This is a genomic window from Pseudomonas sp. AC255 (assembly GCF_979258175.1).
This window is the reverse complement of record NZ_OZ409841.1, coordinates 2,766,135-2,777,623: the sequence shown is the minus strand read 5'-3', so window position 1 is coordinate 2,777,623 and position 11,489 is coordinate 2,766,135. Positions and strand designations below refer to the sequence as shown.

General features: G+C 60.1%; 11 protein-coding genes and 1 pseudogene. 5 read left to right on the top strand and 7 right to left on the bottom strand.

Translation table 11 applies throughout. The features are described 5' to 3' along the window. Window positions 1–53: 53 nt before the first annotated feature. Window positions 54–529: pseudogene (locus ACZZ0K_RS12610) on the bottom strand (hemerythrin domain-containing protein). 254 nt (window positions 530–783) lie between these two features. Next, window positions 784–999 carry a PLD nuclease N-terminal domain-containing protein gene (locus ACZZ0K_RS12605; RefSeq protein WP_041480553.1) on the bottom strand — a complete coding sequence of 72 codons (216 nt, stop codon included), beginning with the start codon at window positions 997–999 and terminating at the stop codon, window positions 784–786. Between the two features lie 171 nt (window positions 1,000–1,170). Between ACZZ0K_RS12605 and ACZZ0K_RS12600 the strand changes: the two genes are divergently transcribed. Continuing rightward, complete coding sequence (locus ACZZ0K_RS12600) at window positions 1,171–2,298, top strand: saccharopine dehydrogenase family protein (protein WP_258707984.1); 1,128 nt, start codon at window positions 1,171–1,173, stop codon at window positions 2,296–2,298. Between the two features lies 1 nt (window position 2,299). Next, a complete protein-coding gene (locus ACZZ0K_RS12595) occupies window positions 2,300–2,797 on the top strand; it encodes a DUF2269 family protein (RefSeq protein WP_056784873.1) in 498 nt (165 codons plus the stop codon). Here the strand turns inward: ACZZ0K_RS12595 and ACZZ0K_RS12590 are convergent. Then, window positions 2,780–3,232: a thiol-disulfide oxidoreductase DCC family protein gene (locus tag ACZZ0K_RS12590; protein ID WP_056784876.1), complete on the bottom strand. Its 453-nt coding sequence runs from the start codon at window positions 3,230–3,232 to the stop codon at window positions 2,780–2,782. The genes ACZZ0K_RS12595 and ACZZ0K_RS12590 overlap by 18 nt on opposite strands. Window positions 3,233–3,283: 51 nt before the next feature. Further along, window positions 3,284–4,204, bottom strand: a complete 921-nt coding sequence (locus ACZZ0K_RS12585; RefSeq protein ID WP_463559122.1) for an AraC family transcriptional regulator — start codon at window positions 4,202–4,204, stop codon at window positions 3,284–3,286. An 88-nt stretch (window positions 4,205–4,292) separates the two neighbouring features. Between ACZZ0K_RS12585 and ACZZ0K_RS12580 the strand changes: the two genes are divergently transcribed. After that, window positions 4,293–5,261 carry an oxidoreductase gene (locus ACZZ0K_RS12580; protein ID WP_258707986.1) on the top strand — a complete coding sequence of 323 codons (969 nt, stop codon included), beginning with the start codon at window positions 4,293–4,295 and terminating at the stop codon, window positions 5,259–5,261. A gap of 182 nt (window positions 5,262–5,443) precedes the next feature. Here ACZZ0K_RS12580 and ACZZ0K_RS12575 read toward each other — a convergent pair whose 3' ends face one another. Continuing rightward, entirely contained in the window at window positions 5,444–6,319 is an 876-nt protein-coding gene (locus ACZZ0K_RS12575) for a LysR family transcriptional regulator (RefSeq protein ID WP_056784881.1), read from the bottom strand. A 98-nt stretch (window positions 6,320–6,417) separates the two neighbouring features. Here ACZZ0K_RS12575 and ACZZ0K_RS12570 point away from each other — a divergent pair, with 98 nt between their 5' ends. Then, entirely contained in the window at window positions 6,418–7,587 is a 1,170-nt protein-coding gene (locus ACZZ0K_RS12570; protein ID WP_252883610.1) for a mandelate racemase/muconate lactonizing enzyme family protein, read from the top strand. Between the two features lie 102 nt (window positions 7,588–7,689). Next, window positions 7,690–8,997 (top strand): C4-dicarboxylate transporter DctA, encoded by a 1,308-nt coding sequence (dctA, locus tag ACZZ0K_RS12565; RefSeq protein ID WP_071171927.1) that lies wholly within the window; start codon window positions 7,690–7,692, stop codon window positions 8,995–8,997. A 47-nt stretch (window positions 8,998–9,044) separates the two neighbouring features. Here the strand turns inward: dctA and ACZZ0K_RS12560 are convergent, their stop codons facing one another. Next, a complete protein-coding gene (locus ACZZ0K_RS12560) occupies window positions 9,045–9,455 on the bottom strand; it encodes a DUF1850 domain-containing protein (RefSeq protein ID WP_258707987.1) in 411 nt (136 codons plus the stop codon). Beyond that, window positions 9,452–11,479, bottom strand: a complete 2,028-nt coding sequence (locus ACZZ0K_RS12555; protein ID WP_258707988.1) for a TRAP transporter permease — start codon at window positions 11,477–11,479, stop codon at window positions 9,452–9,454. The genes ACZZ0K_RS12560 and ACZZ0K_RS12555 overlap by 4 nt, the downstream gene beginning before the upstream one ends. Window positions 11,480–11,489 lie beyond the last annotated feature (10 nt).

Here is an 11,489-nt window from a genome sequence, read left to right as displayed (position 1 = left end):
GGGCACACAAAAAAAGCCCGGCATTGCCGCCGGGCTTCGGTGTCTTCAACACTTCAAGCGGCGATTTTGTTGGCCGCCATTTCCTTTTGTGGCTCGCCTTCATGGCTTCCATTTGCGCGCCCAGTTCCTCGAGCATGGCCTTACCCAGAAGCTTCTGCGCTTTCGGGAACATTTCCTCTTCTTCCTCTTCGATGTGATGCTCCAGCAGTTCCTTGACCACTTTGACCCGACCGGCAAATTCCGGGCTGCCTGGATCGGTTTCTTTCAGATCAGGCAGTACCAGCGAATCCACGGTGCGGTGCTCTTCCTTGGCTTCGTAGTACATGATGTCTTCTTCCTTGCTGCCGGCTTCCTTGAACGCAGGGTAGAGAATCTCTTCTTCGAGGCGGGTGTGGATGGTGATTTCCATTTCCAGTTTGCCCAGTAACTCGACGCGTTTTTTCAGCGCACGGTCGGTGGACTCACTCAGTTGGCTGAGGATGGCTTTGACTTTTTCATGGTCGGCTTTGAGAAGGTCGATGGCATTCATTTTTTGAGGCCTCTGCTTTTCACGGATTGAACACAGCGTTCTTTTTCGCGCTGCTGTGTATTCAGGAAGAGGCTATCGCAGGACTCATGCCAACTCGCCGATCAAGCGCAACCCTTCTAAATCAAGGGCTGGCATCGAAGCAGGCACAATGCTTTCGTGCAGCCTGCAAGAAATCCGCGCGGCGGGCATTGCATATAACAAGCCCGGCAAAAGCCGGGCTGTGGTGATACTTGAGACGGGCCTGCACCCGTGGGTCACCGGTTAGCCTGGGAAGGCGAAATGCGACCGACATGCTTGGGTCCCGCCAACGCCCAGGCGATCAGGCCGAACAGCGGCACGAACACGATCAGCACGATCCACACGCCTTTACTACTGGATTTCCCCTCGCTTTTACGCACCCGGTTAATGGCCCAAAGCTCGATCAGCACAAGAATGACCGCCAATACGATCCACACGGTTTCGATTTGCATAGGCTTAGCTCCTGATGGTCTGTGCGTTAGGCGACGAGAGGGGCGTTGGGTTCATTCTTTTTGCCTTGGACAAGCGGACGGGGTGATACCCGGTTGCAAAATAAATGTCTGATCGCCGCTGCGGCCTATATCCTCTGCGCCATACGTTTAGGCTGGAACAGGGACAGGGCAATGGCATTCAGGGTGATGGTCGTCGGTGGTTACGGCAATTTCGGCAGCATCGTGTGTCGGCATCTGGCGCTCATGCCAGAGATTGAACTGCTGTTGTCGGGCCGCGATGCGCGCAAGTTGCAGGGCAAGGTCGCTGAGCTGCAAGCGCAATCAGGCCGTCCGTGCGAAGGCTGGTGCGGCGATGCAATGGGCGCAGGTTTTCAAGCGGCGTTGCGAGAGTTGAATGTTCAGTTGGTGGTGCACACCGGCGGGCCGTTTCAGGGGCAATCCTACGCAGTTGCTGAAAGCTGCATCGATGCCGGTGTGAATTATTGCGATCTGGCTGACTGCCGCACTTTCGTCAACGGCATTGACGTGCTCGACGCCCGCGCCAGGGAGGCTGGTGTGGCCGTGCTCAGCGGTTGCAGTTCGGTGCCGACCTTGTCCTCGGCAATCATCGATCAGCAGCGCCAGCGCTTTGCGCGAATCGATTCGATCGAGCATGGCATTTCATCCTCGGCGAAGATGCCGGGGCTGTCCACGGTCGAAGGCGTGCTCGCTTATGCGGGCAAACCGATCAGGCAGTTGAAAAACGGCCAGGTTCACGAAGTATTGGGTTGGCTCGATCTGACCCTGCGCAGCATGCCGCAACTGGGCACGCGGGTGCTGGCCAATGTCGATGTGCCGGACATGGATATATTTGCCCGCCGCTATGGTGCGCACACACTGCGCTTCAAGGCTGGCGCCGGCCTGAAGCTCGGCGGCGTTGCCAACGCCTTGCTGGCGCAGGCCTTGCGCTTCGGGCTGGTGCGCGATCATGTGCGCTGGGCGGCGCGCCTGCATCGCCTGGGCACGTGGTTCGAACGCTTCGGTGATGGCAAAAGCGCGATGTACATCGATGTTCAGGGCATCGGGGTTGACGATCAGCCGCTGAGCATGACCGCGCAACTCACCGCGCTGAATGACAAAGGCCCGGAAATCCCCAGCTGCGCCGCCGTCGCCCTGGCAATCAAAATGGCGCGGGGTTATGCACCGCAACCTGGCGCGAGGCCGTGTGTTGGCGAAATTAGCGTCGATGAATATCTGGCGGCGATCAACGATCCGGCCAACTTGAGCCTGTCGGTTCAATTCTCCGATGGACAGCGTTGAGATGCTCTATCTCTGCCTGAAGTACCTGCATGTAATCGCGGCGATTTTCCTCTTCGGTTTCGGCATGGGCTCCTACCTCTACCTGATCGCCGCCAGCCGCAGCGGCAACCCGCAAGTGATCGCCCATGTCGCAAGGATGGTGGTGCGTTTCGATACGTGGATCACCACGCCGGCCGGGTTTGTGCAGGTCATCACCGGCTATCTGCTGATGCGGCTTTCCGGGCTTTCGATGAGCAGTGAGTGGCTGCTGACGTCGCTGATCATTTTCTTCTGCGTAGGCGCACTGTGGCTGCCTGTACTGGTATTGCAAAAGCGTCTGCAGAAGATGGCGCTGAGCGCGGGCGAGGGCGGCCTGCCTCTGGATGATCGCTTTGCAAGCACTTACCGCTGGTGGTTCTGGATGGGCATCGCCGGGTTCGCCGGGATGTTTGTCATCGTGCTGATGATGGTGACGAAGATGACACCGGTGCAACTGGTCGGGTTAACCGTGGGCTTTTAGAAAGCGGCTTTCATGATCCGCTGTTGGCAGCAGGCAAGTGTCGTACTTGCCGAACAGCCGATAGCGGTTCAGCGCGATTCGATCGTAAGCCCAGTCACGCAGGCGGCGCGGGAAAATCCGCAGCAGTTTCAGCGGCTGCCAGCGCATCGGCAGTTGCCCGACCACTTCAAGGAATGCATCTGATCGCTCCCAATAATTGCGGTCGCGGATCACCGCCATGGTGTCGAACTCATCCAGGGGCAAGCCGGCCCACGCCAGCAAGGCCTGGCCTTCGGGCGATTGCACGGTCGCCAGACGCACATGGCGCTGATGGTCATGGCGAATCAGAAAGCGCGCCCAGCCGTTGCACAGTTTGCACACGCCGTCGAACAGCACCACGGTTTCGCCGGGCTTGAGCAATGGCGCGGGGGTGGGGCGGGTTTTCATGGCAGGCATCGGCGGATGTCCCTGGCGGCGATTGTCGCGATCATAACCTTGATCATTGGGCTACAGGAGTGGATCGCGGCGGTATTGGCCCGGCGATATGCCGTGCACGCGGCGGAAGGCAGCGCCAAACGCCGCGTCGGACAGATAGCCCAGTGAAGCAGCAATGGTCGCCACAGTGTCCCGGCCATTGCGCAAGCGAAACGCGGCCACGCGCATCCGCCAGCGCGTGGCATATTCGACCGGCGCTACACCCATGCAAGTTTTGAATAACGCGGCGAAACCTGATCGCGACATGCAAGCAATCTCGGCCATTTGCGTCAGGCGCCAAGGTTTTTCCGGGGCACCGTGAACGGCGCGCAAGACGCCGGCAATTGCCGGTTCCCGTAGTCCGCCCAGCCAGGACAATTGTTCGGCATCCGCGCTGTTGATGTGATGGCGCAGCGCATGGATGAAGATCAGCCGCAGCAGGTCGTTGCACATCGCCTGCGAGCCGGCCTGGTGTGATGGCCACTCGCGCTCCAGTTCATCCAGCAGCCAACCGAACGACGAGGCACCTGTGGCCTCGGCGCGAATGATCAGCGAGGTCGGCAGCACGTCGAGCAGTTCGGTTGCGCCGGGTCCCGATAGCGACACGCTGCCGCCCAGCAGCTCGACTTCCTCGCCGACGCCAAAGGTCGCCGAGGCGCCGTCATGGGCAAAAACATCCGCTGCATTCACCGCCTCGACGTCGGCGCCGCTGGCCAGAATGAACGGCGTGCGCGACACCACAAAACAGTCGCCGGCCCGCAGCAACTGCGCCGGCAAGCCCTGCATGCGCAACCAGCATTCGCCTCGTCGCACCACGTTGAATTTCAGTTCGATGGGGTGAAATCGCAGCGCCCAGACGCCTCCCGCTTGCAAGCGAACCGAGCAGGCTGCTTGCAACTCGGAGAGTGCTAATACGGCAGAAAGCGGATCGCCAGCAGGATTTTGGATGATCACGACAGAAACCTGGATTTATCAGACTGGTTCGTCCCGAGAGCTTAGCCAAGAATGAAGACCTTCGATAGCTCACTCAGGATTCACGCTCATGGCTACGCTCCAACAACCTGTGCAATCACCGTTCAACGCCGCGAGCACAGCGGCTGAAGTCATGGCCGGCATCGATCTGCGCGGGCAGCTCGCGGTGGTCACCGGCGGCTATTCCGGCCTGGGTCTGCTGACGGTTAAAAGCCTCGCGGCGGCAGGAGCGCAGGTCATTGTGCCGGCCAGAGATACGGAGCGGGCAGAGGTGGCATTGGCCGGTGTTGAAGGTGTCCGCGTGACGCCCATGGACCTGATGCAGGCTGAATCGGTGGCGGCGTTCAGCCAAAGCGTGGTCAGCGCGGGTCAGCCAGTGTCATTACTGATCAACTGCGCCGGAGTCATGGCCGCGCCGTTGCTGCGCGATGCCGATGGCCATGAAGGCCAGTTCGCGACCAATCACTTGGGCCACTATCGCCTGACCTGCGGCCTCTGGCCCGCGCTGGTCAAGGCTGGACAGGCGCGGGTGCTGTCGGTGTCATCGCGCGGGCATCAGATTGCCGGGATCGACTTTGACGACATTGATTTCCTGCAACGGCCGTATGACAAATGGGCCGCGTATGGTCAGTCAAAAACAGCCAATGCCTTGTTTGCCATCGCGCTGGATCGGCGCGGACGCAGTCATGGCGTTCGTGCGTTCTCATTGCATCCGGGGCAGATTCTGACGGATCTGGCACGGCACTTGAGCACGGCGGAACTCGCCGCATTCGACGCCCTAGATGAACACGGTCGACCACGGTTGGATGCCCACAACGGTCTGAAAACGCTGGAGCAGGGCGCCGCGACGGGATTGTGGTGTGCGACCAGTGCATTGCTTGCGGATTTGGGTGGCGTGTATTGCGAAGACTGCAATGTTGCGCCGATCAATCAACCTGAAGCGGGCCGCAAGGGCGTTGCGCAATGGGCGGCGGATGCTGAGCTGGCTGAGCGACTTTGGGCGGTCTCGGAGCTATGGACGGGGCTCACGGTGGCATAAATCGATTCAAAGGCCAAAAGCCCCTCACCCTAACCCTCTCCCAGAGGGAGAGGGGACTGACCGGGGTGTTTAGTAGAAATTCGCCGACCTCAAATACCGGGTCGAACTCAGTTCTTGAACAGCACCCAGATCGGCTCCCTCTCCCTCGGGAGAGGGCTGGGGTGAGGGGCTGCTCGATAGAGTTACTCTCCCAGCTTCGCCCAGAATTCCTCCGCCGAAGGGCTGATCGGTGCGGTCGGGCGAGTCAGGTGTATTTCCAGTGGAATATCCCAACTGTCATCCAGCGCCCTGACCAGGCGCCCGTCAGCCATTTCCTGTTCGGTCAGGCTTTTCGGCAGCCAGGCCACGCCTTTGCTTTCCAGCGCCATCGACATCAGCACAGCCGCCAGATGGCTGCTGAACAGCGGTTTCAAATGCAGATAATCAGCCTTGCCATGCAACCTGTGGGCGACGATTCGGCCCAGGCCGGATTCGTGGGTGTAGGCCAGATAGGGCAGGGTTTCAGGCGACGTGCCGAACTGGGCTGAAGCACTCGCCAGCGGCACAAGTACGTCCTCGCCGACCTTCTTGCCAATGAACTGATCAGGCGCCAGCAACGGCGGAACGTCGGGGTGGCGATGGCACAACAGAAATTGCACCTGACCATGAATCAGCATCTGTTCGCACACGGCCATGCTGTCGGAATGCAGGCGAACCGCGTCGATCGGCGCGCCACTTTCGGCACTGCGCAACCAGCGCGGGAAGAAGGTGAATGACAGAGAGTGAGTGGCAGCGAACTGCAAGGTTTTCGCGGCCATGCCGGCCACTTCCTGAGCCTCGGAGCGCATGCGGTACAGGCGTCTGGCCGCTTCCTGAGCGCTGGGCAAAATCTGCCTGCCGGCCTCGGTCAGCGTCGCGCCCTGCGGAGTGCGCACGAACAATTCCACGCCCATCCAGTTCTCCAGTGAACGCACCCGACGACTGAATGCCGGCTGCGTCACATGGCGCGCTTCAGCGGCCCGGACGAAGCTGCCGTATTCGGCCAGCGCTGAAAAATCCTCAAGCCAAACCAGTTCCAAGGGCAATGCCTCCTGTGCATAGGGCGCGGCATTAATAGCATTGGGCGGGTGTCGTCGCAACGCATAACGTTGGCCCACCACAACAAGAGGAATCCGTCATGCGTATCGTCGATATCCGTGAAAAAACCGTCTCCATCGCTTCCCCGATCGCCAATGCCTACATCGATTTTTCGAAGATGACCTGCTCGGTCGTCGCGGTCATTACCGACGTGATTCGCGATGGTAAGCCGGTCATCGGTTACGGCTTCAACTCCAACGGTCGCTACGGTCAGGGCGCGTTGATGCGCGACCGTTTTCTGGCGCGGATCACCGAGGCCGACCCTGAAACCCTGATCGATCACGAGAACAATAACCTCGATCCGTTCGCCATCTGGAAAACCCTGATGACCAACGAAAAACCGGGCGGGCATGGCGAGCGTTCGGTAGCGGTCGGCACCATCGATATGGCGGTGTGGGACGCGGTGGCGAAGATCGAAGGCAAGCCGCTGTATCGCCTGCTTGCCGATCGTTATCGCAACGGCGTCGCCGATGACAAAGTCTGGGTGTATGCGGCGGGTGGCTATTACTACCCGGGCAAGGACCAGACCAAGCTCAAGGCCGAAATGCAGAGCTATCTGGACCGTGGCTACGACGTGGTCAAGATGAAGATCGGCGCGGTGCCGCTGGACGAAGATATCCGCCGCATTGAAGCGGTGCTCGAAGTGGTGGGCGACGGCCAGCGCCTGGCGGTCGATGCCAACGGCCGCTTCGATCTGCAGACCGGTATCGCGTACGCCGAAGCGATCAAGAAGTACAACCTGTTCTGGTACGAAGAAGTCGGCGACCCGCTGGATTATGCGCTCCAGGCCGAGCTGGCCAATCACTACGAACTGCCGATGGCCACCGGCGAAAACCTCTTCTCTCACCAGGACGCCCGCAACCTGTTGCGCCACGGCGGCATGCGCCCGGACCGCGATTACCTGCAATTCGACTGCGCGCTGTCCTACGGGCTCGTTGAGTACATGCGCACCCTGAAAGTGATGGAAGAGCTGGGTTGGTCTTCGCGCCGCGTGGTGCCACATGGTGGTCACCAGATGTCGCTGAACATCGCTGCCGGTCTGCACCTGGGCGGCAACGAATCGTACCCGGACGTGTTCCAGCCATTCGGCGGGTTTGCCGATGGTATCCGCGTGGAAAACGGCTACGTCGGGCTGCCGGATATCCCGGGGGTCGGCTTCGAAGCCAAGTCTGCGCTGTATGCCGTCATGCGCGAACTGGGCGAGGGCTGATTCGGTTTTATCTGCGGCCTCGATTTCCGAGGCCGCACCTTCAGGCGTCATCCTCGACGCCAAAGCCACATGCCCACCACAACAATAAAATGAGGTGCTTCCGTGGAAACTTCAAAATCACGCTGGTACAGCCAGCTCTATGTGCAGGTGCTGATCGGCATCGTCATCGGTGCTGCCATCGGTTACTTCGTGCCGGACATCGGCGCCAAGCTGCAGCCGTTCGCCGACGGTTTCATCAAGCTGATCAAGATGCTCCTGGCGCCGATCATTTTCGGCACGGTGGTGGTCGGTATCGCCAAGATGGGCAGTATCAAGGAGGTCGGTCGCATCGGTGTGAAAGCGCTGATCTACTTCGAGATTCTTTCCACCATCGCTCTGGTGGTCGGCCTGATCGTAGTCAACGTGGTCAAGCCCGGTGCCGGCATGAACATCAACGCCGGTACCCTCGATGGCAGCGCTGTCAACAAATACAGCCAGGCGGCGAGCGAGCAGGGCGGTCTGGTCGAATTCTTCCTCAATATCATCCCGCACACCTTCCTCGGCGCTTTTTCCAATGGCGTCATGCTGCAAGTGATTCTGTTATCGGTGCTGATGGGCGTCGCCTTGGTGCAAATGGGCGAAACCAGCAAACCGCTGATCAACACCATCGACCTGTTCCTGCAAGGCCTGTTCAAAATCGTCGCGATGGTCATGCGTCTGGCGCCGTTGGGCGCGGGGGCTGGCATGGCATTCACCATCGGCAAATACGGCATCGGCACTCTGCTTTCGCTGGGGCAGTTGCTGGTCGCGCTGTACATCACCACGCTGATTTTCATCGTCGTTGTATTGGGCGCGGTGGCGCGATGGTCGGGCATGCCGCTGATGCAGTTTCTGCGTTATTTCAAGGATGAAATCCTGATCACCCTGGGCACCTGTTCGACCGAAGCGGTGCTGCCGCGAATGATGGTCAAACTGGAAAAGCTCGGCTGCAAGAAGTCCGTGGTCGGCATGGTCCTGCCGACGGGCTACACGTTCAACGCGGACGGCACCTGCATCTACCTGACCATGGCGGCGATCTTCATCGCCCAGGCGACCAACACGCCGCTGACCTTCATGGATCAGATGATTCTGCTCGGCGTATTTCTACTCACATCCAAGGGCTCGGCCGGGGTGGCGGGAGCAGGGTTCGTGACCCTGGCGGCCACGCTCACCACCATTCACTCCATACCTCTGGTGGGCCTGGTGTTGCTGTTGGGCATCGACCGCTTCCTCAACGAGGCGCGAGCGGTGACCAACCTGATCGGCAACGGCATCGGCACCATTGCCATTGCCAAGTGGGACAACTCCTTCGATGTCGAAGCGTGCGAGCGGGAAATCGCGGCCATGAAACACGATAAGGCTGCACGCAAGGCGCTGCTGGCGCACAAGTAATCCGCGCAACGTGGCGATGTTGGCGACAGCTCGCCACGGCTTCCTGGCTAACGATCATGCGACGGCGATAGCGAAGTCATTTCGCAACTCCACAACTGCAAAAACGGCTGGCTGATACTAGCCGGCCCAACCCATCGGCTGACCAATTCGCACTTGCCGTCCATGCATAACTGGTAATCGCCGGCCTGCGGGGTTCGGCCCAATTGCAATGGTTGCAGCGGCGGCAAGTGACGTCGGAAATGCCAACTGCCGTTCTCCAGCCGGGCATCGTCGGGTATCTCCATGCCAGCGCCGTTGCCGCGAACCCTGGCCTGCTCAAGAACCAGACCTTGGGCCGTGACGCGGTAGTCTTCCTCCCAACGGATTTTTTCGATGCTGTGGTTCCATGCCAGAGTGAAGTTCGCTACCGGCAACTGTGCCCATATGCTGCCGGCCAGACCCAGGCACAAACCGATCATGCATTGGCCGCTGTGGCGCGCCGCGAGCGCCAGACGTGTTGCGAGATCACCAGGATCGCCAATCCGAAGCCGATCTCATCGGTCACCGGCAGTGCAACGATCAGCAGAGCGCCCGCAGCAAGACTCAGCAAACGTTCCCAAAGCAGCATTTTCTGTTGCAGAAAACCGGTAGACGCCATGCCCCACAACCCCACCGCCAGAAGTGTCTTGATCAGCATGTAGGCAGTCGCCCACAAGTTGTCGCCTTGCAGCATCAGCGCCGGGTTGTAGACAGCCATGAACGGGATGACGAAACCGGCCAGCGCAATGCGCACGGCCCACAGGCTGATCTTGAAGCCGCTTTCCTTGGCGATCGGTGCGGCGGCAAAACAGGCGAGGGCGACCGGCGGGGTCAGGTCGGCGAGGATGCCGAAGTAGAACACGAACATGTGCGACACGATCAGTGGCACGCCCAGCTCCAGCAGGGCGGGCGCTGCGATCGAGCTGGTGATGATGTAGTTGGGAATGGTCGGAATGCCCATCCCCAGCACCAGGCAGGTGATCATCGTCAGGATCAGTGACAGCAGCAGGTTGTCGCGGCCGATGGCGAGAATGTAGCCAGCGAACGTCGAAGCGACGCCGGTGAGCGAAACGATGCCGATAATGACGCCGACCAGTGCGCAGGCGATGCCCACCGGTACCGCGTGGCGGGCGCCCTCGACCAGCGCGTGCAGGCAGATCAGCAGCGTTTCGCGACCGCCCTTGATGAAAGCGCAGACCAGCACCAGGACGGCAATGACCGCGAAAATCACCGCGATGCCAAGCTGGAAAAAACCTGTGCAGAGCACGCCCAGGGCAATCCAGAACGCACAACGCAGGCCAAAGCTGTGCACCCGAAAAATGATCGCCGAGCCAAGAATCACGATGGCAGTCAATGCCAGGCCGACCATGCCCGAGAACAGCGGTGTGCGCCCGGAAAACAGCAGGTAAACCAGGACCAGCAGAGGAATCAGCAAATACCAGCGGGCTTTCACCGCGCCCCAAGCGCTGGGGCATTGGTCTTTGGGCAAGCCCTTGAGGTTGGAGCGCTTGGCTTCCAGATGGACCATCCAGAATACCGAACCGAAATACAGCAGGGCCGGAATCAGCGCCGCCTTGGCGATTTCGACAAAGGGCACATTGATGGTTTCAGCCATGATGAAGGCGACCGCGCCCATCACCGGAGGCATGATCTGGCTGCCCATGCTGGAGGTGGCTTCCACGCCGCCGGCGAACGCGGCGCGATAGCCAAAGCGCTTCATCAGCGGAATGGTGAATTGCCCGGTGGTCACGACGTTGGCGATCCCGGAGCCGGTGATCGTCCCCATCAACGCCGACGAGGCTACGGCCACTTTCGCCGGGCCTCCCAGCTTGTGACCGAACAAGCCCATGGCGAAGTCGGTAAACAGCTTGATCATGCCGGCTTGCTCAAGAAACGCGCCAAACAGGATGAACAGGAAAATGTAGGTCGCCGACACATAGGTCGGCGTGCCGTACAGCCCTTCGGTGCCGAAGGACAGTTGATTGATGATCTGGTCGAAACCGTAGCCGCGATGGGCCAGTTCGCCGGGCAGGTATTCCCCGAACAGGCCGTACGCCAGGAACAGCCCGCAAATCACCGGCAGCGCAATGCCCATGACCCGTCGCGCGGCTTCGAAGACCAGAGCAATCAACACAATGCCGATAACCAGATCGGCCGAGGTGAGGTCACCGGAACGCAGGATCAGATCGGCCTCGAACACCCATTGATACAGCGCGGTAGCGATAGCGGCCAGGCTCAGCAGCCAGGCCAGCGGTTGCCACGGACGGTCTGTGCCGTGTGCCGGATAACTGAGAAACACCACCCACAGCAGGAAGCCGACGTGCACCGCACGCAGCACCTGGCTGGAGAGAGGAGAGAAGGCTGCGGTGACGATCTGGAAAATCGAGAACAGCAACGCTACGTAAAACAGGGTTTTCGGCCAGTCCCGTGGGTTCGCGGAAATACCGTGATGCTCGTCACTCATTGGCTGCCTT

Coding starts and splice junctions, on each gene's coding strand:
- ACZZ0K_RS12595 (WP_056784873.1), top strand. CDS start 2,300: ATGCTCTATCTCTGCCTGAAGTACCTGCATGTAATCGCGGCGATTTTC.
- ACZZ0K_RS12580 (WP_258707986.1), top strand. CDS start 4,293: ATGGCTACGCTCCAACAACCTGTGCAATCACCGTTCAACGCCGCGAGC.
- ACZZ0K_RS12570 (WP_252883610.1), top strand. CDS start 6,418: ATGCGTATCGTCGATATCCGTGAAAAAACCGTCTCCATCGCTTCCCCG.
- ACZZ0K_RS12600 (WP_258707984.1), top strand. CDS start 1,171: ATGGCATTCAGGGTGATGGTCGTCGGTGGTTACGGCAATTTCGGCAGC.
- ACZZ0K_RS12605 (WP_041480553.1), bottom strand. CDS start 999: ATGCAAATCGAAACCGTGTGGATCGTATTGGCGGTCATTCTTGTGCTG.
- ACZZ0K_RS12590 (WP_056784876.1), bottom strand. CDS start 3,232: ATGCCTGCCATGAAAACCCGCCCCACCCCCGCGCCATTGCTCAAGCCC.
- ACZZ0K_RS12555 (WP_258707988.1), bottom strand. CDS start 11,479: ATGAGTGACGAGCATCACGGTATTTCCGCGAACCCACGGGACTGGCCG.
- ACZZ0K_RS12560 (WP_258707987.1), bottom strand. CDS start 9,455: ATGATCGGTTTGTGCCTGGGTCTGGCCGGCAGCATATGGGCACAGTTG.